This window comes from Streptococcus suis, assembly GCF_016743335.1.
Classification (GTDB): Bacteria; Bacillota; Bacilli; order Lactobacillales; family Streptococcaceae; genus Streptococcus; species Streptococcus suis_Y.
Window position 1 is genome coordinate 60,919 of record NZ_WCJE01000004.1, and the last position, 23,799, is coordinate 84,717.

A 23,799-nucleotide genomic window follows, 5' to 3' on the forward strand; every position below is an offset into this window, starting at 1 on the left:
ATGAGAGACATTGTTATAAAATTTTTACAAAATAACCATTTTAATCAGTTGGATACAGATTTTGATTTCTATACGAACTCGCAATACTCAGAGTATTTTATAGTTAGTGAATATAGTCCTAATGAGCTACATAATTTTTTTGATGATGATAAGACTTCACAAGTAATAAAAGAGTTTGAAAGACTGACTGTGAAATCAGAACACGAGAATATTAAGAAAAATACCTCTCTGTTTATTTTGGTAGAAGTTGATAATTTAAAAGAAGCATTTGAAGATGAAAAAATCCAAAGATCAATATTATTGATAGAAGAGGACTATTACTATTTTAGAAAGTTCGTTTTATTATACACTCAAAATGGGTTATCGGATTTACGAGATAAAACTACTAATGAAGTACTCTATAGTTACTTGGAATCTAATATTGATGCTTTTGAGGAGGATATGTTTTTTAGCGAGTCGTATTTTATGGCAATGGAAATTGGAGTAAAACTACCATTTTTCACACTCCCTAAAAGAAATGATATTTATCAAAGTATAGAAAATCAGTATCAGGACAGCAAGGATGAATTAGATAATAGATTATTGGAATTTTATACTAAGGTCACTGATGAGAAATTGTCAGAATCACTGAAAGATATTTCTACCGATGATAAAAATATTTCTGATTTACTTCAAATAGGAGAATTATTACAATGAAAATCAAAAAAATTTTAATAAAAAACTTTAAAAACATAAAGGAAACTAGAATTATTGATTTTCAAGAGAATGTAACTTTGTTTGTTGGACCAAATGGATTTGGAAAAACTACAATTTTTGATGCAATAGAGTTATCATTAACTGGGAAAATCCGTCGAATTGAAGAGTCCGATTATAGCGATGGTAGAAGTAGTTTTAGTACTCCTTATTTTCAAAATGATCCTGAGGAAGATACATTCATTGAGCTAACGTTGACAAATGATGAAGGTAGTTCTTTGATAGTATCTAGTCTTTATAAGCGTAGTATGAATGCTGAGGGAAGTAATGTACCAAAGTTTTCATTTTCAAAATTTAAAAGATCAGTTCGGTTTGAACCTGAACCCCTTGAAGACTTGGATGGTTTGAGTGAAAGAGATATACAAAAGGTCATTAGTCAATTTTTAGGATACGACTCAGAAGATTATAGCTTAGGTGATACTTTTGATTTGTTTCATTATATTCAACAAGATGAAACAGCTTATTATTTGAAGCAAAAGGAGAAAGATAGAAAGGAACAATTGAACTTTTTATTAAATATTGGAAACTATGTTAATAGAAAAAATCGATTAGAGCGTTTAAAAAGTGTTTTATCCTCTAGTGAAAAGGAACTAGAAGCAAAAAAAGATAAGTTAAAAACTTCCCCAATTAAGAACGACACTCCATATTCTAAGTTACCTCTTAGAGCAGATAATGACTTTGCTTTTAATAAAGAATCAATTGTATTTGATGGTGAATTGTCAAATGAAAGTTTAAATATATATCTATCAGAAATTGAGAAATTACAAGAATTTCGGAATTCATTTTCTCCAAAGGATTACTTTCTTAGAAAACAAAGTGAACAATTTGAGCGAGAGGTGTTGGAAGATAAAGATTTTATTTACTACTTAATAGTTAGAAAAATCTTTGAAAATCAGGAAAATATAGAGTCTATTAAACAAAATCATAGTTTAATTTCAAATGAAAAAAATTGTTCTTATTTTTTGCTAAAAAACTATATTGAAAAACTGGAATCTTTGGAAAATGATAGTAGGATATTTAAACGTGGAAAAATTCTAAAGAGTTTGCTTGATGTCGAAATTGATAAACTTAATATAGAGTCAATTAAGAATTCTTTAAATGGCTTTGTAGGTTGGGAATTTGGCAAAGTATGGTTTGAAACGTTTGATTCCAAGTTAACAAATTACAAGAATAAAAAAGAGCAGTTGGATGATGGAACAGATTCGATTAACAAGCTACTCGAGATAAGAAGTCGTCTAAAAGAACATAGTGATAATAACCATTCAGAATGTGTATTTTGTGGTTATGATTGGATTGAAAGCAAGAATTTACTGCTTGCTTACGAAGAAACAACGAATCAACTGCGTAAAAATTTGACTAAATTTGAAATAGAAGTTTCAAATTTAGTTGAAGAATTAAATCAATTAAAAATAGAGTTGCAAAATCAAATTCAAATTGAGCAAGAGAAACTCTCTGTTCTTCCTGATGATTTTTTAGCGGTGATACGATCCATAGGTAATTATAATTTTCCTGAGTCTTTTAGCAACGTAGTTGTAATGAACTCAGAGATTACGCCTATGTTAGTAGATAAAAGTGCTTCGCTACAAAAGTTTGAGATTTTGAAAAAAGAGTTAATAAGTTCATTGCAAGAAAAACTGTTGATTCCAAATGAAGACTATGGTTCTTTCCTTAGAGTTGTAAATAAGAGAGTAGATTTTGAAAAACTTTTAGAAAAATATTCTATTTTAGCTGGAGAATCAATAAGGGAATTTGAAATTTCTTTTGAACTCTTACCCATTTCCTTGCATAAATTTGAAGAGAACAAAGATAGATTATTAGTATTTTTAGAAGAGCTTAGATCACAAATAGTATTTGATTATTCTAAAAGTTTAGATCCACAAAATCTATTTGATAAATACTTTGCATCTAAGGAAAAAACTTTTGAGGACTGCACTATAGAAAGGATCAGTCAAAAACGGGAGTATATTATTAATCAGTTTGAATTACAAAATTTGACGATGTTTAACCAAATTGAGAATCGCCTTCAAATAATCGAACGCACAATTACTTATCTTCAGCAGCGTGTCAGGGAATTAAATAATAATATAAAATCCTACCAAGAACAGATGATTCAAAAGTTAAAGCTCCCTTTTTACATGTATACCGCTAAGATTTTACAAAATTACCAACAAGGAATGGGAGTTCTACTAACAACTCAAAATAATTCTAATATCAGGTTTATAGCAAATAGTAATAGTGAGCAAGATGTGATGTATCAATTGAGTTCTGGACAAATAGCTGTTATTTCGTTTGCTTTCACTTTGGCACTAAATACAACATTTAAGATTTCAAAAGAGTTCAAATTTTTATCAATTGATGATCCGATTCAAGATATGGATTCTATGAATGTATATGCTTTAATTGATTTAATAAGACATTCATTATCAGACTATCAAATTATTATGTCCACACATAATGATGGTAGTGCTATGTTTATTAAATATAAATTTGAACTATTTTCAGATTCTGAAATATCAAATGTAGGGTTAAAAAATATAAAGAATATCTTATTATCGGATGTTGAAGTTAGCAGTTGATAGATGTCGATTTGACCTGTTTATTGATGAAGTATAAGAATCATTATGTTATATAGATAGAATTTGAGAGTCGTTAGGCTCTCTTTTTTCTTACCCTCAATTTCATGTTGTGATACCTTTTCCAAATCATTCTTGTTATCCTAATACCATTCCTAAGAAAATCAATCCTTGATTTTTCACTGGGGGGTTGGGGGCGAAGCCACCAAGTTATCTTATCGTTAGCTGTCAAAACTGGAAGGTTTTAGTCAGCTGGCGATATGATTTTTGGGATATTGTGGACACAATATCTGAGCTCGCAAAGACCTGAAAGGAAGATATTATGCAGTGCCGTGTCTAATACGAGGGCGGGGATATACCGATATTGAAGAATGAGGAGGATACAGGATGGGAAACCTAGTTAGAGAGATACGCAAGGAAGTCAATTTCTCAATAAAAGAGTATCAACAGATACAAAATTTGATGGAACAGGAGGGATATGAACAATTTTCCCCTTTTGCTAGAGGTAAATTATTGGAGGTAAATCTCCAATCATCCCAGCAACTTGAAGAATGGATAAAATATTTACAACACCAAAAAGTAGAACAGATTTACCGAGATGTGCATGAAATACTTGTTCTGGCAAAGTCGTCTCAATCCGTTACTATGGAGCATCTTGAAATCATTTTGACTTGTGTCAAAGACTTGATGAAGGAAATTGAGAAAACTATTCCATTGAGTCATTCATTCAAAGACAAGTACATGAGGTAGGCTATTATGGAAAATCGTTATCGAACCAATTTGAAAAAGGTGTATTTGAGTAATAAAGAATTAATTATCCTCAACAAAAATCTTGCTCAGAGTCAGTGTCCAAGCTTTTCTCATTATGCCAGAAAAACCTTACTCGATCCTGGTATGAATTTTATCACAATCGATACAAGAGGATTTCAAGACCTGATTTTTGAAATTCGTAGGATTGGAAATAACATAAACCAGATTGCACGTACAGTAAATCAAAGCCACCTATTAAGTCTTCAACAAGTAAAAGAATTGCAACTCGGTATAGCTGAGTTAGAAAAACAGTTGCAACAAGATTTTGACATCAAGTGCCAACAATTAAGAGAATTTTATGGTCATCACTAAGCATTATGCCATTCATGGGAAAAAATACCGCCGTCAATTGATTAAGTATATTCTTGATCCTAAGAAGACCAGAAATTTATCGCTGATTTCAGATTTTGGGATGAGTAATTATCTTGATTTTCCTGACTATATGGAATTGGTAAAGATGTATCAAAATAATTTCCTTTCAAATGACCAACTCTATGATTCACGGTTTGATAGACAAGAGAAAAAGCAACAGAAAATACATGCTCATCACGTCATTCAGTCTTTTTCACCTGAGGATAAATTGAGTCCAGAGGAAATCAACCGTATCGGTTATGAAACGATAAAAGAGTTGACAGGTGGCCAATATAAATTCATTGTAGCCACTCATGTTGATCAGGACCATTGTCATAATCATATTATTATCAACTCAATAAATAGTCAATCTCAAAAAAAGTTGAAGTGGGACTACGCTTTTGAAAGAAATTTACAAATGATTTCAGATAGAATCTCTAAAGTAGCTGGTGCTAAAATTATTCCACCTAAACGATATTCTCATAGAGATTATGAGGTCTATCGCCGTTCTAATCACAAATACGAATTGAAGCAGCGATTATTTTTTCTCATGGAACATTCAATTGACTTCAATGATTTTATGCAAAAAGCTGAGCAACTAAATGTCAAAATAGATTTCTCAAGGCAACATAGTCGATTTTTCATGACAGATAGGGATATGAAGCAAGTCATTCGAGGAGATAAGCTGAATAAGAGTGAACCCTATTCAAAAGAATTTTTTCAACATTACTTTTCCAAGAAAAAGATTGAACAGACTTTAGAATTTTTGTTGCCAAGATCGAAGTCATATGATGATTTAGTTGAGAAAGCTGGGTTACTGGGATTAGAATTGAAGAGCAAAATAAAAACGATAGATTTTGTTCTTTCTGATGGAAAAAGCTGTATTTCCATTCCAAATAAGTCATTAAGTCAGAAAAATCTTTATGATACTATGTATTTTGAGAGCTACTTCAATGAGCATGATTTGGTTGAAGTGCTTCATAATAGTGACGTGAAAACGGAATTTGAAATGTTCGAGACACAACAGCATTCAGACATATTGACCGAAGAAGAAATAACCGAAGCTTATGAAACGTACAAGACTAAGAGAGATGCCGTGCATGAGTTTGAAGTTGAGATTGCTGAGGAGCAAGTTGAAAAGGTGGTTTCAGATGGGCTTTTCATTAAAGTTTGGATGGGGATTGGACAAGAAGGACTAATCTTCATTCCAAATCATCAACAAAATATCTTAGAACAAGAAAATAAGAAACAGTATCAGGTGTTTATTCGAGAAACATCTTCTTATTTCATTTATCATAAAGAGGACTCAGAAAAGAATCGCTTTATGAAAGGAAGAGACTTGATTCGCCAACTGACATATGATAATAGGTCTCTACCATATAAGAAACGAATAAGTCTGGTCGATCTTCAACAAAAAATTGAAGAAATCAATTTGTTAATGACACTAAACACTCAAAACAAATCATTTCTTGAATTAAAAGATGAATTGGTTGAGGAAATTGCGCAGCTAGATATTGATTTGACAAATCTACAAGAAAAAACTGCCACCTTAAACAAGATGGCAGAAGTAGTTGTTAACCTACAAAGTGAGAATCAAGATTCCAAACGATTAGCTAAGTATGAGTGTTCCAAGATGAATTTATCGCAAGATGTAACAATAGAGCAAATTGAATCTGAGATTGAAATGATACAGAATCAGTTAGACAATAAAATCGAAGAGTATGTAAGTGCGGTTGGGGAGTTGGAAATGTTCATAAAGAAAATAAATAAATATCATTTAAAAAAATATATAAAAATAAAGACTATCTAATCTTCGTGGTTTAAATTTCGTAAATAAAGCTCCCCAAAAATTAGATGTTATGTCTTACTTTTGAGGAGCAATTCAGTTTGGAGTTATTTGAAAAGGCTAACTTAATTTGATAGTTTAGGAATTAATAAAAGGACTTTCTTCTGATAAAGTTTGTGCTAATATAAAATTGTTGGTTGTTTGTTACTGGGGTCTTCAATGACCTCCAAAATTTGATTCAAAGCAGTTTGGGCCATGAATTGCTTAGATACATTAATTGTTGTCAGTTCAGGAGACAGTATACTACTTTCTATAATATTATAAAAACCAATTACGGCAATATCTTCTGGAACTCTAATTGAAAGAGTATTTAATGTTTTGATTAAACTAATAGCAATATAATCGTTATCGCAAAAAATGACTTAAAGTTGATTAGGTTTGATAAATTGTTCTCACGTCATAGTTTCATCAATTTCAATTTTTGTTGGTGAGAATGTAAAAATATTTTCATTACTAATTGATAACTCGTTTTCACCAAGAGATTTGAACAATCCTTTTTTTCGTTTTTCAAAATTATAGATTCGTGTCTCAGATTGTGCATTGCCAATAGTTGTATTGTCTATTATTTTTAAAACTCTTCTTTGAATTTTGCTTACAAATTATCCAATTTATCCAGTCAATTCTCCATTTTCTCCACTTATTTGCGGAACGATTTTTGATAAACTGAATGCGAAAATGTAATCGCATACATCGAAGGAGAAATTATATGTTTCATGAAAAATTAGATGCTTTTCCAAATGGCTTTCTTTGGGGAGCAGCATCTGCTGCCTACCAGATCGAGGGTGCTTGGGACGAAGATGGCAAAGGTCCATCAGTCTGGGACCAGTTTTCAAAAATCGAAGGGAAAACGGTGCTGGGAACAAACGGTGAAGTTGCTGTCGATCACTATCATCGTTATAAGGAAGATGTTGCCTTAATGAAAAAAATTGGCCTCAAGGCTTATCGTTTTAGTGTAGCTTGGTCACGCATTATACCAGAGGGAGAAGGAGATGTTAATCCAGCAGGACTCCAATTTTATTCTGACTTAATTGATGAATTATTGGAAAACGGTGTAGAACCAGTCCTAACTCTCTATCACTGGGACTTGCCACTAGCCCTTCAGGAAAAATATGGAGGCTGGGAGTCACGTCAGACAATTGATGCCTTCTTAGATTATTGTCACATTCTCTTCGAAACTTTTAAGGACAAGGTGCAATATTGGGTGACATTTAATGAGCAAAATGTGTTTACTACACTGGGTTATCGCCTAGAAGCTCATCCGCCCGGGGTAAGTGATTTGAAACGTATGTATGAAGCTAATCATATTGTAAATTTGGCCAATGCCAAGGCCATTGACTTATTCCATAGATTGGTTCCAAATGGAAAAATTGGTCCAAGTTTTGGTTATGGCCCTATGTATCCTTTGACCGCCAATCCTTTGGATGTATTAGCAGCAGAAAACGGTGAGGCTATCAACAGTACTTGGTGGTTGGATACATACTGCAAAGGACGTTATCCAAAATTTGTCTTGAAACAATTGACTCAATTAGGAATTGCGCCGACTATTTTACCTGGTGATGAAGAAATTTTATCCTTGTCTAAACCAGATTTCCTTGGTATCAACTACTATCATGGTGGTACTGCAAAAGTCAATGATTTAGATTCTAAAGAAGAAGTAAGAGCTGTCATTAAGCAAGAAAATGTGACGGACCCCTACTTGATGCAAAACAATCGCAAGGAGAGCCAATCGCCTGAAAAACGAATGTTTGCGGGTGTTGATAACCCATATCTTGAAAAGACAAATTGGGGCTGGGAGATTGATCCAATCGGCTTTAGGGTAGCTCTTCGCAGAGTATATGACCGTTATGATTTGCCGATTTTTATCACAGAAAATGGTTTAGGTGCTATTGATGATTTGACAGAAAGTGGGGAAATCCATGATTTCTATCGGATTGAATACCTTGCCAGTCATTTGTTGGAGATGAAGAAAGCAATTACCGATGGCGTGGAAGTCATTGGTTACTGTGCTTGGTCCTTTACCGATTTGCTAAGCTGGTTGAATGGCTACAAAAAACGTTATGGTTTTGTCTATGTCAATCGCGATGAGTTAGACGAAAAAGATTTGGCTCGGATTCCAAAGGATAGTTTCTATTGGTATAAAGAGGTAATTGCTACTAATGGATCTGAAATCATCTAGGAGGAACTATGAAAGAGTTTAAGAAGATTCTTTTTGGCGGGGACTATAACCCAGAACAGTGGCCAGAAGACATCTGGCTGGAAGATATGCGTATTTTTAAGCAGGCTCATATCAATTCAGCGACCATTAATGTTTTTTCCTGGGCCAATTTGCAACCATCTGAAAATGTCTATGACTTTTCAGTTTTGGACAAAATTGTTGAGATGTTAGTCAAGAATGATTATCAGATTGTTTTGGCGACTTCTACAGCTGCTCTGCCAGCATGGCTGAGTCACCGTTATCCAGAGGTCAATCGGACAGACTTTGAAGGCCGACAACACAAATTTGGACACCGTCATAATGCTTGTCCCAACAGTCCTGTATTCCAAAAATATTCACAGGAATTGGCTGGGAAAATAGCTGAGAGGTATGGGCATCTGGATAATCTAGTTTGCTGGCATATTTCCAATGAGTACGGCGGTGAATGCTACTGTGATAACTGCGCCAAGGCTTTTCGTGTTTGGCTGAAAAATAGATATGGTAGCATTGAGGCCGTCAATAAAGCCTGGAACATGCAGTTTTGGAGTCATACTCTCTATGATTGGGAAGAAATTGTCCTCCCCAATGCCCTAGGGGATGCGATTGATTATAATCGGACTGCCTTTGCAGGTATTTCTATTGATTATCGACGATTTATGTCCGATTCCATTCTTAACAATTTCAAGGCGGAGCGGGATACAATTCGGGTTTACAATCAGGACGTTCCCGTTACGACTAACTTGATGGGAGCCTATAAACCTCTGGATTATTTCAAGTTTGCAGAAGAGATGGATATTATTTCTTGGGATAATTATCCTAGTTATAATACGCCAGTTAGCTATACAGCTATGGTTCATGACTTGATGCGGGGGTTGAAGGCAGGTCAGCCTTTTATGCTCATGGAACAAACGCCCAGTCAACAAAATTGGCAGCCCTATAACTCTCTGAAAAAACCAGGTCAGATGCGGAATATGAGTTATCAGGCTATAGCGCACGGGGCAGACACTATTCAATTTTTCCAACTTCGTCGTTCAGTAGGAGGGTGCGAGAAGTTTCACGGTGCTGTTATAGACCATGTAGGTCACGAGCATACTCGAGTTTTTCGCGAAGTGGCTTCATTGGGACAGGAATTGGAAGTTTTGTCGGATAAAATCCTTGGTGCCAAAACGATAGCCAAAGTCGGTATTCTTTTTGATTGGCCAAATTATTGGGGATTAGAATACACTAGCGGTCCAACCCAAGATTTGAAATATGTTGAGCAAATTCACCATTACTATAGGGAACTTTTTCGCAGACAAATTGATGTTGACATCGTTGGTTTACATCAAGATTTTAGTAAGTATGAACTCTTAATCGCACCTTGCCTATATATGGTGACAGAGGAGCAAGTCCGGAAAATTGAAGCCTTTGTGAAGGGAGGAGGGAAATTCCTTACCACCATGATGAGCGGTATTGTAGACGAATCTGACAATGTTCATTTGGGTGGTTATCCGGGGCCACTGAAAGATCTGCTAGGAATTTGGGTTGAAGAATTTGATGCCTTACCTCCTCAGTTTGAGGTTGGAATCCGATTTAAGAATGGGGAAAAATCCAATTCTACACTTCTCTGCGATGTTATACATTTACAAGGCGCTGAAGCCCTAGCTATCTATGATACAGATGAATTCTATAATAGCTACCCTGTCATAACAAAAAATAAGTTTGGCAATGGTCAGGCCTACTATGTTGGCAGTTTTCTAAGTGAGGTTGCAATGGCTGTTCTATTCGACAAAATCTTATCTCAAACAAGCATCGCAACTATAGAATTACCTCAAGGCTTGGAATGGAAGAAACGTGTGAAAGGGAATAAATCCTATCACTTCTTGCTCAATCATACCAATCAGCCTGTCAGATGTCATTTGGATTTAACGGGGTATGATTTGCTCAGTCAACAAAAGGTTGAACAGAATATTCACTTGGAAGCTTTTGGGGTAATGATTGTGGAGGAATGAAATGATAAGGTGGATAAAAAGTATCGCAGTTTTATTTGCAGTTCTAGCTGGACTAGGCCTAACCTCAAAGGTTTCAGCCAGTCAATCTATAGACTACATGGAACAGATGGGTTTTGGTTGGAACCTTGGAAATACCTTTGATGGATTTGATGTTAACAAGCAGCTCTATGAAGAATCTTGGGGAAATCCAAGGGTAACACGTGATTTGTTACAGCAAATAAAGTTTCAAGGATTTACCAGTATTCGTTTACCATTCTCAGTCATTGATCGCCAGGATCAAGTTAATCAGATAAACGAAGAGTTTTTAACACGTTATCAGGCAGTTGTCGATATGGCCTTGGATGAAGGATTTTATGTTATGATAAACTTACACCATGATTCTTGGCAATGGCTCAAATACTGGGATGGGCAAGAGAATTCTGCTGAATACATTCGCTACAAAGAAATTTGGAAACAACTAGCAGATAGGTTCAAGGACTATGATTCCCGTTTGTCTTTTGAGTCTATAAATGAACCGGACTTTGAATCAGGTGACAAGCATCAGAAATTGCAAGCTGTCAATAAAGCTTTCTATGAGATTGTTCGTCAATCAGGTGGCAATAATACGAGTCGCATGCTCATCTTGCCAACTCTTGTCACTAAATCTGAGCAAGCTGAATTAGACGCAACGGCAGCGGAGATTCTTTCTTATCAAGATCCAAATATGATGGCAACCGTTCATTATTACAGCGAATGGGTCTTTAGTAACAATCTCGGAATTACTGGCTTTGACCAGATAATGTGGGATAGTGTGACGGCACGCTCAAGTGTTGAAGCTCTGTACAACAGATTGGAAGAAACCTTTTTAGCCAAAGGTATTGGAGTAGTGATAGGTGAATATGGACTTCTGGCTTATGATCGCCAAAGTTATGATGGCAGTTATGCCATCGATTTGGGTGAGTTGTACAAATATGTTGAGCACATGTCTGATATGGCTAGAGAGACTGGTGTATCGCTCATGCTTTGGGATAATGGCCAACATTTTAACCGCCAACAATTTACTTGGAATAACCCATGGCTAGGTGAAATTGTTACCCAGTCTATGACGGATTCTTCTGCATATGGAAAGGGATATTGGAAGTCCTATGTGACGGAAAACACAGAAACATTATCAATTCCAATTGAGTGGAATGGAGCGAAGCTAACTGATTTAGAATTTGTTGATATATCCGGCAACAAGACTCAACTAAAAGTGAATCAGGATTACCAGATTAGTGAAGAAGGCGTGACCTTGTCTGCTACTTTTGTCAAGCAGTTAACTGTTGGAGAATATAGTAAAAAGGGTCAATTGAACTTTTATTTTGATAAGGGGACTTACTGGATTCAGCATCTATCTTATGCCGACAATGCAAGATTGAAAGATTCTAGTGGAACTGTGGGTCAAGCACTGACTATTCCAGTTGACTTTCAAGGGGAAGATTTCCTTTATGGACAACTGCACGATTTGTCAGGGAATCCTGTATCTACAAATTCATGGTGGCAATATTTGACTTATCTAGATGAATGGACTCCAGACGCAAATAAGGGTGAGATTTACTTAGCTGAGAAGGTGACCAGTCTATTGACAGATGGACAATATCGTCTGACCTTGGGGACCTATCAAGGCACAACATTTACCTATACCTTAACCGTTGATAATGGGGTGATTACTGGCTTAGACCAAGATGAAAGTCAATCAACAGCTTCCAGTACAGATAAGAGTATCACAATTGAAGAAGATACAAAAACGGAAATAAGTAGTACCGATTCAAGTACAAAAGACACAAAAACCTCATCTGAATCTTCTCCTGGCGGAGATAGCAATACTGAATCAAGTACTGCGACTAGTGAATCAATATCAAGTAGTGATGAAACTCCAATTTCGTCAACCACTCAGACGGAAACTTCTTCTAGCAACTCTGAAAAGATTTCTGGGACAGAAAAAATCAGTTTACCTAGTTTCTCAACTACTGACAATGGTCAAGCTCAACTACAATCTGAGAATCCAAACTCAAGTCAAGAAAAAAACAAGGCTAAAAAATATGGGAATATCCTACCTTCAACAGGTGAAATGGCAAGTGTTGTTTTGATTGGGTTAGGAGTGTTACTGTTGGTCGGTACAATCTTGTTTAATGCTAGAAACAATAACCGTTAGTTTGGAAATAAAAATAAGTCAAAATAAAAGACACAGTATGCTTAATTGAGCAATTGATAACTGTGTCTTTTTGTCTTTAAATATTTAGTTCTTATTTTCTAGTGGTAGCAATAATTGTATCTTTGTTCCTTGACCGAGTTGGCTATGAATAGTCAATCCGTAGTCCTCGCCATAGTATTGACAGATGCGATTATGGACGTTTTTTAGTCCGATATGATTGGTGTCTTCTAAATCATTGAGGCTAATGCGATCCTGAATGATTCGAAGTTGGTCAGGTGATATTCCAATACCGTTATCAGATACTGTAATCACAAGGGTAGAATTCAGTGCTGGCTCAATAGTCAATGTCACATAGCCGTTCTCTGTGATGCCCTCTAAACCATGTGAAATTGCATTTTCAATCAACGGTTGAATGAGTAGTGGCAGAAGATGAACAGTATTTGTATTTATTGTGGAGTCAACTTTGCAATGATAATTCACACGTTCGCCAAAACGAAGTTGCTGAATCTGTGTATATACATCAATGGCGTCCAATTCTCTCTGGAGCGTGGTCATGGCACTTCCTTGGTTGGAAAGGGTATATCTCATGGACTGCGAAAGTAGTTTTGTGGCGTGAGCCACGTCTTTATCCTGATTTTTCAGGGCAGTCATTCGAATGGTCTCAAGTGTGTTAAAAAGAAAATGTGGGTTGATTTGGCTAGCCAAAATGCTAAAGGCCATTTTTTGTTGCTGGTTAATCAATTCCTGCTCATGCAATTTGGATTTATAGATTTCTTCCTCAGTTTTCTTCATTCGATTGAGAATCTTGTGGAAATTTAAGGAAATCGTTGAAATCTCATCCTTACCATCAATCTCCTTGAAGTACTGATAATCCTCAATTGATGCCCTGTAAACCGCCTCGTGTAATAGCTGAAGGCGATGAGAGAAGAAGCGGATGAAATAAAGAGTTAAAACGATTGCTATTAGAGAGAAGAGAAGTAAGATAGCACTCCATCGCAGGATATTGTTATTGATAGCTCCTAGTGCTTGGTTATCATAGGCGTAAATTGTGATGGTATCAGTTTGGTTATTTAGTTTTAGATTGGTAGTAGCTAAAAGACTGTTTTTTCCGTCGTTAGTGGCACGTTTTATCTTTACAGCGGAGGAGGATTCCTCATTTATAAACGGAGCTTTTTGCCCCATATCTGAAAACTGATCAGAATAAAACAGATCCCCATGATTGAGAGAGAGCTGGTTGATATAACTTGAGTTATTGATACGGTTATTGAGATAATTGTAATCCAACTTCATCTCTAAATAAGCCTTATAAGGAGAAAGTGGAAGTGGAATTTGCTGGTAAAGAGTAAGGACTGACAGAGAATTGTCCTCATCCTGACTTGTTGTAGTCCAAAACTCAGTCATCTGGGTACTTGCTTGTTCAAGCCATTGTGGTTTATTTTTCTCATCTGCCAGGGATATGATGCCACGATAGCTTGGAATGCTTGGATTATCCGTATAGATCTGGATACTGGAGATGGAGGTATCACGACGTCGGAGATCCAAAATCATATTGTGAATGGTCAAATGATCTTGAGAATTTTTAAAATCCTGATAATCTTTGGACAGAATAGAGCGAATCATTTCATTACTGGTGATATTATCAGCATACTTTTCAAAACTACTGGTCGCATCATGCACGATACTTCGAGTGTGTTTGGCATCTGTTTGGAGTAAGTTGTTATAGGACTCTTCAAGTTGTCTGGTTGAATCTAGGACTAGAAGACCCCCAATCAAAATCGTGGAAAGCAGTATGAGAGGTAAAATAATCAAAAGTAACTGATGCTTGATAGAGTAGTTGTTAAAGGTAAAGCGTTTTTTGAGTTGAATCATAAGCGTTACTGAAATTTTTTAATGAGCGAGAGGATGCAGTAGGAATTACAATAGGCCACAAAGGACCAGCCAACCACAATAGCAAAGAGTTTAAAAAAGGTTGAAATGTATACCAGTGCAACCATGGTTAGAGGGATGGCAAGGAGCATACTTGTATGAATAGGGCTGGATAGAACCATAAAAAATGCATTTTTTATGGTTTGTCTTGTTGTGTTAACAAAACGTTCCATTAAGCAGCAAGCTAGGATAAAAGTAGCAAAGCATAGCAGTTCCAAAATAAGAAAGACCACGCACAAGATAAAACCAATCAGTGTGTGAAATTGTAGCCAAAAATTTATCTGGAAGATAAGAAAAATTGTGATAGCTTCGAATACTAGAGAGATGATAATTTTTTTCTTCCACTCCGAAGTCAGCGCTTTCAAAAAATCTTTTACGATATAGCCTTCTTGATGTTCTACTTGATTTAGTGTTACATGATAGATAGCTGAGACGGCGTGAGCTACTGTAATTATTGGCATGCAAGCTATTAGAAATAGAAAGTTTAAAAGGATAAATTGAATAACTTCAGTAAAACCCCTAAAGAGGCGACTATTGAGATCAAAATTCATCAGAGAGCCCTCCTTATTTTATCTATTTTCATTATACCAAATGGCACCTAACAAAAACATATCTCTTTGCTGAAATATCTATTTTTTACAGTAACAAGTAAATTTTCCTATACTGGCAAAGAGATAAAATCATGATATAGTGTTCTTGTAAACGATTACAAGATAAAGAGGTGATATTATGAAAGTTGGTCGTTTTCATAGAAACAAGGAAGATAGTCAGATGCGCAGTCTTCGTGAGGATAAAATCATGTTTCTCGCAATTTTGCCTTTCCTGATACTCGTATTTCTATTCGCCTATTTCCCACTGCATGGCTGGCTGTATGCTCTATATGATTATAAGCCCGCTTTGGGGTTGGAAAGAAGTCCCTTTGTTGGATTGAAATGGTTCCAGATGCTGGTATCCAGCGAGACTCAGGTTAAACAGTTACTCCAAGTTATGAAAAACACCTTCGCTATGAGTTTTTTGGGGATTGCGACCTCTATCCTACCAGTTGGTTTTGCAATCTTTCTCAATGAAATCAAGTGCAAATGGTTTAAAAACTTGGTCCAAACCTTGACGACTCTACCAAACTTCATCAGTTGGGTACTAGTTTACACCATTGCCTTTAGCCTATTTTCATCAACCGGATTGGTCAATAGTCTGTTACAAGACTGGGGAATCATTACTGATCCAATTAAGTTTTTGGATAGTGATAGTCATACTTGGCTAGCCATGTGTTTATGGGGGATTTGGAAGGGACTTGGTTGGGGAGCAATCATGTACCTAGCAGCTATTGCTGGGATTGACCCTGAGCTATACGAATCAGCGCAAATTGATGGTGCTAGTCGATTTGACTTGATGCGCCACATTACACTTCCAGCTCTCATGCCAACCTATTTAGTGATGCTTATGCTTTCCATCGCTAATATACTCAGCAATGGTATGGATCAATACTTTGTCTTCCAAAATGCCTTTAATAAGAATAGCATTCAGGTGTTGGACCTCTATGTTTATAATATCGGTCTAGGGGGTAGTAGTTTATCCTTTGCTACGGCGCTTAGTATGTTAAAGAGTGTCATTAGTGTGGTCCTTCTTATGGTGGTTAACTTTGCATCTAAGAAAATTAGAGGCTCTAGCATTGTCTAAAAAATGTAAATAGAAAGGAGTAGTGCTATGAAATCAGAATATGAAACTAGGGCTGATAAAATTTTTCAGGCGTGTAACTATTTGATGTTTGGACTCTTTACCCTGATTTGCTTTTACCCTTTTTATTACCTGATTATCAATTCGATCAGTAATAACGAATGGAGCAGTTTGGGAAATATTCGATTTTTACCGAGAGGGATCCACTTTGAAAACTATATTCAAGTATTGAAATTAGAAGGACTTCCTTTGGCAGCATTGGTATCAGTAGCACGGACTGTAATTGGTACTGGTGCGACAGTTTTAGCATCGGCCTTCCTTGGTTTTATGTTTACCCAAGAAAAGCTTTGGAGGCGGAAGTTTTGGTATCGATTTATCGTCATCACCATGTACTTTAATGCTGGTCTGATCCCAATGTTTATCACCATGAAGAGCTTAGGGTTAACCAATAATTTCTGGGTTTATGTTCTCCCAGCGGTTGTACAGCCGTTTAACATTATCCTTGTAAAAACCTATATTGAATCCATCCCTCGTTCTTTACAAGAAGCAGCAGAGATGGATGGAGCCAATATTTTGCAGGTATTCTTTAAAGTAATCTTACCAAACTGTACACCAATTCTGGCAACAGTTGCTATCTTTTCAGCAGTCGCTCAATGGAATTCCTTCCAAGATACGCTCTTGTATATTACTGATCAAAAACTATACTCACTACAATATTTGTTATATACTTACATTAACCAATCAAATAGTTTGGCACAAATGGTGAAGAGTAGCGGCGGTGCTGTTGGGAGTGTTGTCAATGCGGCAACGACTCAGACTCCGACCTCCATTCGGATGACTGTGTCTGTTCTAGTTGTTTTGCCGATTATGTTTATTTACCCCCTATTCCAAAAATATTTTGTAAAAGGTATCATGCTTGGTGCCGTGAAAGGATAGAAAATAATGAAATTTGGAAAAGTATTAAAATGTGGGCTTGTCGCCCTATCAAGTATCACTTTACTTTCTGCATGTGGTTCTTCATCAAATCAACAGTCATCTGTTGACCGAAGTCAAGAACTGACCCTAGATGTTTATGATGATTTAGCGAACTATATGGGTGTCCAAGAAGGTTGGTTTGCGAAGCAAGTTAAGGATAAATTCAATATCAAGTTGAATATTATTGCGCCAAACGTAGCTGGAAATGGGGATGCATTGTACCAGACACGAACTGCAGCTGGTAATTTGGGAGATATCGTGATTACAAACAGTGGTCAACGCTATCAAGAATTAGTAGAAGCAGGGCTTTTATATGATGCTACTGATCTCTATAAGGACATGAAAAATGTCAATCAGTATGATACGGCTGTTCAACACCTGAATAAAGATGGAAAAATTTATGGTTTCCCAACAGAAGTATCCAGTTTGAAACCGACCGAACCGTCAGAAGCACTAGACTTAACCTTTGGTTCATACCTGCGTTGGGATTTATACCAGAAAGCAGGCTACCCAAAAGTGAATACTTTGGAGGATTTACTACCAGTTCTTGAAACGATGCAAAAAGAAAATCCAACAACCCAATCTGGTAAGAAGGTCTATGCTTTCTCCCTGTTTGCGGACTGGGATGGTAATATGATGAACGCTGGGAAACAACTAGCTGCTCTATATGGTTATGATGAACTTGGCTTTACCTTAGTGAAAGCTGATGGTTCTGATGTTCAAAGTGTCTTGGATAGTAAATCAGAATATATCCGAGCCTTGAAATTCTATTTCAAAGCCAATCAAATGGGATTGGTTGACCCAGAATCTACAACTCAAAACTGGGATACCCTATTTTCTAAATATCAAGACGGACAAGTGCTCTTCTCATGGTGGCCATGGTTGGGTAAATCAGCCTACAACACATCAGACCATCTGAATGCTGGTATGGGCTTCATGGAAGTTCCAATTGCAGATCAAAAGATCTTTTCAAAAGGGAACAATGCTTACGGAGGAGAGAACTTTATCGGTATTGGTTCAAATGTCAAGGATCCAAAGAGAGTTGCAGAATTTATCGACTGGCTTTATTCTCCGGAAGGGATCCGTTCAAATAGTTCATCCAACCAAGGTTCAGCTGGGATTAAAGGCTTAACTTGGGATTTGAATAAGGATAACAAACCTGAGTTAACCGATTTTGGCAAGAAAGCTTTCCTTTCAAACGAAGGAGTAGATGTACCTAGCGAATACGGAAAAGGTAGCTATAAGGATGGAGTATCCGCTCTGAATGTGAATACGGTTTCACCACTAAACATTGACCCAGAAACACAATCTCCTTACTTCTTTAATCTTTGGGAAAGCTATCAAGCAGAAAATGATGTCAATCCAGTGAGCACAGATTGGAAAGACCACATGGATCAAGCAACATCTACCATTGATTATTTAGAAAAACATAATCAAATTCTAGTAGCACCTGGCTCTGGCTATATCGCGCCAAAAGATGATTCTGAAATTGATACTATTCGTAATCAAATCAAATCTACTATTAAAGAATACTCTTGGAAGATGGTCTTTGCAAAAGATGAGGCAGAGTTTAACAACCTACTCAAAGAAATGCAAGATACCGCCAACGGTTTAGGATATGACAAAGTTCTATCTGTTGATAAGAAAAATGCTGAAGACCAAATTAAAGCACGAGAAGCTGTTTTGAAAGACTTCAAATAGAATAAATCAACAGAAAAGGTGAGGATGCGTTGGAAATATCCTCACCTTTTTAATTTATTGGCTTGTGTGTTTTATTGCGATATTCTTTTGGAAATAGACCGTGTTTATTCTTAAATTCCCTATAGAGCTGGTTGAGATTTGTAAATCCTGTTCGCTCTGCAATGTCGCTGATTGGGAGAGTTGAAGTGCTAAGATAGCGTTCCACATCGGTTAAGCGTTTCTCGATTTGTATTTGTTTGAAAGATTTTCCATAGGATTTTTTCAGAAGCGAAGACAGATATTTTTCATGATAACCAAATACTTGGGATAATTCTGATAGATTGGTAGTTTTATAATGCTGTTCAATGTAATTGACCATGTTAAAAATTGTGTTGGACGAACTATCAGAAAAATGAATGAGACTCTTATCCTCATGCTCACTGAGATAGATGAGCTCTAAAAAGATCAAGGAAAAATAATGCTTGCTGGCTTCCATCTTATAGGTGCGGTCCTTGTATTGTTCCAGCAGTAAGTCTTCAAAGAGAGATCGGATTTGAGGACTATCTCCTGTTTTGAAAATGATGTAGTTGTTATGGCTTTGATTGGAATAAAGGGTCTGACTCATGAAATGCGTCAATAGATTCTTGTCATCCAGTGTCAGTAAGGACTTGAAATAATCGTGCTGCATGACAATGTTGATAATAATGTCATCATGAGTTGGTACAGAGATGTCATCAAAACAAATGGCAGCGAGCTTTAAAAACAGGTAAATTCTCAAAGTAAGTTCTAGTTCCCATCCTTCCAGAAGTTACTCTGAGAAAACTGCATAACACCAACAGAATTTAGTCTCAGACTAAGTTCTGTTTTTGACTAAAAATGTTGATAATAGTGAGTTTTAGGGTTGAAAATGTTGAAAAAAAGAGTACACTAAAGTTACTGGCTCTGAGACGTCTCAAAGTAAGTTCTAGTTATCTGGAATTTGGGATGGGACAAGTTCCTTTCTATTTTAAAATTGTTTTTTGATAAAAGCTAGCGATTATTTATCCAATAATTGTGGGGATTGGATGACGTTTTCAGGGTCAATTTTAGAGATTCCCAAAAGTGTTGCCGCTTCCTCACCGTAGGTAAATGTAAAGAGTTCATAGGCTGATTTTCCGTTGAAAGAAGCTCGTTTGACGCTGTTGACATGTGAACAAACTAGGTTGATGTCATCCTGTGTCAAGTTATCAAAGCTAGTTCCTTTAGGAAGAATGTCTCTGATAAGTGTGTGATTCTTCTCAATTCTCCCCTTCTGGTCAGAACGATTTGGGTCACAGAAGAATAGTTTAGATTCTCCACGAACATCCATTTAGATATCGTCTACTCTGGCGAACTCACCGCCATTGTCGGTCAGAATGACAGGGAATAGTTCGCAGAAGCCCATCTCTTTCTGGTGCAGGTCATTCTTGATAGCGTAGAGGTGTTTAGCGACCTCATTAGCTGTTTTGTTATCAAGTAACCGTGCGAAGATAAAGTTACAGAAGGAGAGATTAAAAGTGAGAAGCAGCTTTCCGCCGATCCGTCCAGTAACGGTGTCCATTTCCAGCCAATAGCTGATATCATTCTTAGTAAGAAAGCCTTGGAAGTCCTAGTAAGACCGTCCTTCTCTGGCAGATTTAGGAATGGGTTGGAGGTTTCTGGTTCTCCGCTTTCTGAATTTTACGACACGTGGGAAATCGATCGGTTTTGTGGACAGATAGCCTTTTTCGAGGTATCGGTAGATAGAAGCTCTGGATGCCGACAGTTCGTTGGAGGCGATGATGTGGTTGAGGTGTTGTCCTTTTTGGATGGCAGAAGAGACAATCTCGTCCATGCGATAGAATTCTTCCTTGTTTAGGGCAACACCTGTTCTCGAATCTGAGATCTTAGCTTCATAATCCAGCTGAGCTCTTTTTGCGTAGTAGAACTGTTTCTGGTATCCACAATTGCTTCTCTTTTTCGGACAGGCATTACAAACGTAGGGAGCCTTTTTGAGTAGAGGGCAGGTCTCGCAATTAGATGTCACAGAATTTTCTTTAACGACTCGATTTCTGCGAACTTCTTTTGAGATTGTGGATGGATCTTTTCCTAGCTTAGCAGCGATAGCTGAGAAGGTTTTTAGCTGTTCAATTCCTATTTGAATATCATTACGATCAGAGAGAGTTAAGTGTTTGTTTTTCATTGTCAGTTACCAACTTGTCCCAAAGTAAGTTCTACCTTATTTCCTTGTCTCAGTCTAATTTCTAGCTTTGGCGTTAGGCTAGAACTTACTTTGAGAATTTTGGAGCTTTAAAAACAACTTGGTAATTTATAAATGTTTCATTAGAAGTAATTGAAAAATGGTATAATAAAAGTAGCTTTATGTTTTAATCTTTAGTTTATTTCGTCAAGTAAAATAAACTAGAAATTACTTTACAGTTTTGAGGTAAGTATTATGGGAAAGGTGAAAACAATCGTCATAGTAGATGATGAACCCATTATTCGAGAAGGTATCCAATACCTCATTGATTGGGAGGAGTACGGGTACAAGGTTGTCGCAACTGCAGAAAATGGTAAGAGAGGGTTGATAGCGATTGAGCAGCATAGACCAGACTTGATTCTGACAGATATTCGTATGCCTGAGATGACTGGTCTGGAAATGATTCAAGAGGCTAAAAAAATAAATGCCTATTCCTTTCATGCGATTATTTTATCTGGTTTTTCTGAGTTTGAATATGCACAAAAAGCGATTGCTCTAGGTTTCACCAACTATCTACTCAAACCAGTAGATGAGGAGGAATTGATTTCTATTTTGAAGGAGTTGCAAAATCAATCCACTTTGTTAGAGCAAGAGCAGTTACAGAAATTAATTTTTGATAAGTTGTTTTCGGGGGACAAAAGTCCAATCCAAGACTATACTTGGCTGAATTGTTCCTGTTTTTATCAAGATATTCCTCAATCTATACTCCATCAGTTAAATAATCAGTCTTGTCAGTACATCACCTTCCAAAATATAGGGCGTCATTATCTGGTTTGGCTGGACAATAGAGAGCAAACAAGATTACAAGCTCATTTTATGGAGATTTTCAGACAGCAGGGATTGGTTATCAGCACAGGATGGGTTTCTGCAAAACAGGATTTGACCAAGTTGCAAGCTATCTTGGATGAGTTAAGCGAGTTTGCTTTTCTTCGTCCCGATGACCTGATTTATCCAGATAGTCAATTTTTGAAACATAGATTATCTCCTAAAGCTATCGTTGATTTTGATTCTATCGTTCATCACATCATGAGCGGACAAGAGCTAGTCACTGTTTTACAAAGGTATCTGCAGACGAGAGTGATTCATTTTACGAGTAAACAGAGCTTTATATGGCAGATTCAGGATGATGTGAAGCTCGTTGTAGATATGCTTTTGAAAAAAATCCAGAAGCCGTTTGTCTTTGAGATGGATACATTTTACAGTTCTATTAAGAATGTTCAGTCTTATCAGGAGCTTGCGGACTTAATGCTAGAGAAATTTAAGGAAATCAGTTATACAGTAGGTCTAGAACTAGGCAATGTTGATTTTATTGATCAATTACTGTATTATGTTGATCAGCATTATCAGGAAGAGCTGACTTTAAAAGATGTAGCCGATCATTTTGGCTATAATAGCGCTTATTTAGGCAAGAAATTTAAAAAGAAAATGGCTGAACCTTTTTTGAATTATTTGGAGCGGGTACGGATGCAAAAAACAGCGGATTTACTCATACATTCTCGCTTGATGGTTTATGAAATAGCTGATCAAGTAGGTTATAAGAATATTGATTATTTTTATAAAAAGTTTAAGCATTTTTACGGTGTTACACCGAATGAATATCGAAAGATACATACATAATTAGTCTAAAAATATCAGTAAGAACTCTATTCTTGCTGGTATTTTTTTTATGAGATTTTCGTACAATTGATATATAAAGAAAGCGGTATCATGGAGGTTGATATGTATTATATTTGCATTGATGTAGGTGGTACAGCCATAAAATATGCTCTGCTTAATCATCAGGAAACTGTCATTGAACATGGTGAGACTCCGACCCTGAAAAGGAGCAAAGAAGAATTTTTCAAATCCTTAACAAAGATTATTCAGTCTTATGAAGAGAAATTTTCAATTCAAGGGATTGGGATTAGTTTTCCAGGTCATATCGTCCCAGAGACAGGGCATGCCCTGCAGGCTGGAGCAATTGAGGTTCTCAATAATGAAAATATCATTGGACTCTTAAACGAAGCAGGAGTTAGCCAAAGAATTGTCATTGAAAATGATGCCAAGTGTGCGGCACTAGCTGAAGCCTATTCAGGAAATGCTAGGGATTGTCAGGACTTTTGTCTCTTGACTATTGGTACAGGTGTTGGTGGTGCCATTGTTCGTGATAAAAAAGTTCTTCATGGTCATGGATACAAAGCTGCTGAGCTTGGGATGATGATTGTAGACTTTGGTGAAAATGGTTTCCAAAATTTGCACGGTCTAGCATCGACCAGTGCCTTGGTTCAGGCTTATAAAAAGTTGAAGTGCTTAGATGAATCTACAGTTGTTCATGGGAAATGTGTTTTTGATGATTCTAGCTCTGAAGTGCAGGAGTTGCTGAGAAAATGGGCAAATTATATTGCATTAGCCATCTTTAACACTGTTTGTCAGAATGATCCTGAAAAGGTATTAATTGGTGGGGGTGTTAGTCAAGACCCAAGGCTTTTACCCCTAATCCAGGAATCTTTGGAGAAAAATCCTGAATGGCAGATCTTTAAGGTGCCGATTGAAACGTGTTATTATCACAATATGGCTGGAATCATGGGCGCTTATTACTTAGTAAAAGAGGTGTAGA

At 36.6% G+C, this 23,799-nt stretch carries 17 protein-coding genes and 1 pseudogene; 13 read left to right on the forward strand and 5 right to left on the reverse strand.

Going from position 1 to position 23,799, the window contains the following annotated elements; genetic code table 11:
- From F9856_RS02505 to F9856_RS02525, 5 genes are all read left to right on the forward strand, one after another.
- Window positions 1-696, forward strand: a complete 696-nt coding sequence (locus tag F9856_RS02505; RefSeq protein ID WP_202105612.1) for an ABC-three component system middle component 1 — start codon at window positions 1-3, stop codon at window positions 694-696.
- Window positions 693-3,329, forward strand: a complete 2,637-nt coding sequence (locus tag F9856_RS02510; protein WP_202105613.1) for an AAA family ATPase — start codon at window positions 693-695, stop codon at window positions 3,327-3,329. The genes F9856_RS02505 and F9856_RS02510 overlap by 4 nt, the downstream gene beginning before the upstream one ends.
- A 384-nt stretch (window positions 3,330-3,713) precedes the next feature.
- Window positions 3,714-4,076 (forward strand): SAG1252 family conjugative relaxosome accessory protein, encoded by a 363-nt coding sequence (locus F9856_RS02515; protein WP_202105614.1) that lies wholly within the window; start codon window positions 3,714-3,716, stop codon window positions 4,074-4,076.
- Between the two features lie 6 nt (window positions 4,077-4,082).
- The gene (locus F9856_RS02520) at window positions 4,083-4,448 is read left to right on the forward strand and encodes a MobC family plasmid mobilization relaxosome protein (protein WP_202105615.1); all 366 of its coding nucleotides are present in this window, start codon (window positions 4,083-4,085) and stop codon (window positions 4,446-4,448) included.
- Window positions 4,435-6,297 carry an SAG1250 family conjugative relaxase gene (locus tag F9856_RS02525; RefSeq protein WP_202105616.1) on the forward strand — a complete coding sequence of 621 codons (1,863 nt, stop codon included), beginning with the start codon at window positions 4,435-4,437 and terminating at the stop codon, window positions 6,295-6,297. Before F9856_RS02520 ends, F9856_RS02525 begins: the two co-directional genes overlap by 14 nt.
- 155 nt (window positions 6,298-6,452) lie before the next feature.
- Here the strand turns inward: F9856_RS02525 and F9856_RS12410 are convergent, their stop codons facing one another.
- Window positions 6,453-6,692 (reverse strand): substrate-binding domain-containing protein, encoded by a 240-nt coding sequence (locus F9856_RS12410; protein ID WP_202105635.1) that lies wholly within the window; start codon window positions 6,690-6,692, stop codon window positions 6,453-6,455.
- Between the two features lie 347 nt (window positions 6,693-7,039).
- On the opposite strand from F9856_RS12410, the gene F9856_RS02535 reads away from it, so the two are divergent.
- Genes F9856_RS02535 through F9856_RS02545 form a run of 3 tightly spaced genes read left to right on the forward strand, consistent with a single transcriptional unit; the run spans window position 7,040 to window position 12,691 of the window.
- Window positions 7,040-8,509, forward strand: a complete 1,470-nt coding sequence (locus F9856_RS02535; RefSeq protein WP_202105617.1) for a glycoside hydrolase family 1 protein — start codon at window positions 7,040-7,042, stop codon at window positions 8,507-8,509.
- An 8-nt stretch (window positions 8,510-8,517) separates the two neighbouring features.
- Window positions 8,518-10,518 carry a beta-galactosidase gene (locus F9856_RS02540; protein WP_202105618.1) on the forward strand — a complete coding sequence of 667 codons (2,001 nt, stop codon included), beginning with the start codon at window positions 8,518-8,520 and terminating at the stop codon, window positions 10,516-10,518.
- Window position 10,519: 1 nt separating this feature from the next.
- Window positions 10,520-12,691, forward strand: coding sequence for a cellulase family glycosylhydrolase (locus F9856_RS02545; protein ID WP_202105619.1), 2,172 nt, complete (start codon window positions 10,520-10,522; stop codon window positions 12,689-12,691).
- Between the two features lie 84 nt (window positions 12,692-12,775).
- On the opposite strand, the gene F9856_RS02550 is transcribed toward F9856_RS02545, so the two are convergent.
- Window positions 12,776-14,560 carry a sensor histidine kinase gene (locus F9856_RS02550; RefSeq protein ID WP_202105620.1) on the reverse strand — a complete coding sequence of 595 codons (1,785 nt, stop codon included), beginning with the start codon at window positions 14,558-14,560 and terminating at the stop codon, window positions 12,776-12,778.
- A gap of 5 nt (window positions 14,561-14,565) precedes the next feature.
- Window positions 14,566-15,168, reverse strand: coding sequence for a DUF624 domain-containing protein (locus F9856_RS02555; RefSeq protein WP_268933439.1), 603 nt, complete (start codon window positions 15,166-15,168; stop codon window positions 14,566-14,568).
- 178 nt (window positions 15,169-15,346) lie between these two features.
- Between F9856_RS02555 and F9856_RS02560 the strand changes: the two genes are divergently transcribed.
- Genes F9856_RS02560 through F9856_RS02570 form a run of 3 tightly spaced genes read left to right on the forward strand, consistent with a single transcriptional unit; the run spans window position 15,347 to window position 18,967 of the window.
- Window positions 15,347-16,294, forward strand: coding sequence for an ABC transporter permease (locus tag F9856_RS02560; protein ID WP_202105622.1), 948 nt, complete (start codon window positions 15,347-15,349; stop codon window positions 16,292-16,294).
- Between the two features lie 27 nt (window positions 16,295-16,321).
- A complete protein-coding gene (locus F9856_RS02565) occupies window positions 16,322-17,227 on the forward strand; it encodes a carbohydrate ABC transporter permease (RefSeq protein ID WP_202105623.1) in 906 nt (301 codons plus the stop codon).
- Window positions 17,228-17,233: 6 nt separating this feature from the next.
- Window positions 17,234-18,967: an ABC transporter substrate-binding protein gene (locus tag F9856_RS02570; protein ID WP_202105624.1), complete on the forward strand. Its 1,734-nt coding sequence runs from the start codon at window positions 17,234-17,236 to the stop codon at window positions 18,965-18,967.
- 49 nt (window positions 18,968-19,016) lie between these two features.
- Here the strand turns inward: F9856_RS02570 and F9856_RS02575 are convergent, their stop codons facing one another.
- Both F9856_RS02575 and F9856_RS02580 read right to left on the reverse strand, forming a co-directional pair.
- The gene (locus tag F9856_RS02575; RefSeq protein ID WP_236659525.1) at window positions 19,017-19,724 is read right to left on the reverse strand and encodes a helix-turn-helix transcriptional regulator; all 708 of its coding nucleotides are present in this window, start codon (window positions 19,722-19,724) and stop codon (window positions 19,017-19,019) included.
- A gap of 258 nt (window positions 19,725-19,982) precedes the next feature.
- Window positions 19,983-21,146, reverse strand: a pseudogene (locus F9856_RS02580) (IS30 family transposase).
- Between the two features lie 252 nt (window positions 21,147-21,398).
- Here F9856_RS02580 and F9856_RS02585 point away from each other — a divergent pair.
- Entirely contained in the window at window positions 21,399-22,820 is a 1,422-nt protein-coding gene (locus F9856_RS02585; protein ID WP_202105625.1) for a response regulator, read from the forward strand.
- 102 nt (window positions 22,821-22,922) lie between these two features.
- Window positions 22,923-23,798 (forward strand): ROK family protein, encoded by an 876-nt coding sequence (locus tag F9856_RS02590; RefSeq protein WP_202105626.1) that lies wholly within the window; start codon window positions 22,923-22,925, stop codon window positions 23,796-23,798.
- Window position 23,799: the final 1 nt, after the last annotated feature.

What these genes read in the sequence shown, in the direction of transcription:
- F9856_RS02515 (WP_202105614.1), top strand. Translation starts at nt 3,714, where the DNA reads ATGGGAAACCTAGTTAGAGAGATACGCAAGGAAGTCAATTTCTCAATA.
- F9856_RS02510 (WP_202105613.1), top strand. Translation starts at nt 693, where the DNA reads ATGAAAATCAAAAAAATTTTAATAAAAAACTTTAAAAACATAAAGGAA.
- F9856_RS02560 (WP_202105622.1), top strand. Translation starts at nt 15,347, where the DNA reads ATGAAAGTTGGTCGTTTTCATAGAAACAAGGAAGATAGTCAGATGCGC.
- F9856_RS02550 (WP_202105620.1), bottom strand. Translation starts at nt 14,560, where the DNA reads ATGATTCAACTCAAAAAACGCTTTACCTTTAACAACTACTCTATCAAG.
- F9856_RS02540 (WP_202105618.1), top strand. Translation starts at nt 8,518, where the DNA reads ATGAAAGAGTTTAAGAAGATTCTTTTTGGCGGGGACTATAACCCAGAA.
- F9856_RS02565 (WP_202105623.1), top strand. Translation starts at nt 16,322, where the DNA reads ATGAAATCAGAATATGAAACTAGGGCTGATAAAATTTTTCAGGCGTGT.
- F9856_RS02535 (WP_202105617.1), top strand. Translation starts at nt 7,040, where the DNA reads ATGTTTCATGAAAAATTAGATGCTTTTCCAAATGGCTTTCTTTGGGGA.
- F9856_RS02585 (WP_202105625.1), top strand. Translation starts at nt 21,399, where the DNA reads ATGGGAAAGGTGAAAACAATCGTCATAGTAGATGATGAACCCATTATT.
- F9856_RS02520 (WP_202105615.1), top strand. Translation starts at nt 4,083, where the DNA reads ATGGAAAATCGTTATCGAACCAATTTGAAAAAGGTGTATTTGAGTAAT.
- F9856_RS02525 (WP_202105616.1), top strand. Translation starts at nt 4,435, where the DNA reads ATGGTCATCACTAAGCATTATGCCATTCATGGGAAAAAATACCGCCGT.
- F9856_RS02590 (WP_202105626.1), top strand. Translation starts at nt 22,923, where the DNA reads ATGTATTATATTTGCATTGATGTAGGTGGTACAGCCATAAAATATGCT.
- F9856_RS02570 (WP_202105624.1), top strand. Translation starts at nt 17,234, where the DNA reads ATGAAATTTGGAAAAGTATTAAAATGTGGGCTTGTCGCCCTATCAAGT.
- F9856_RS02545 (WP_202105619.1), top strand. Translation starts at nt 10,520, where the DNA reads ATGATAAGGTGGATAAAAAGTATCGCAGTTTTATTTGCAGTTCTAGCT.
- F9856_RS02505 (WP_202105612.1), top strand. Translation starts at nt 1, where the DNA reads ATGAGAGACATTGTTATAAAATTTTTACAAAATAACCATTTTAATCAG.
- F9856_RS02555 (WP_268933439.1), bottom strand. Translation starts at nt 15,168, where the DNA reads ATGAATTTTGATCTCAATAGTCGCCTCTTTAGGGGTTTTACTGAAGTT.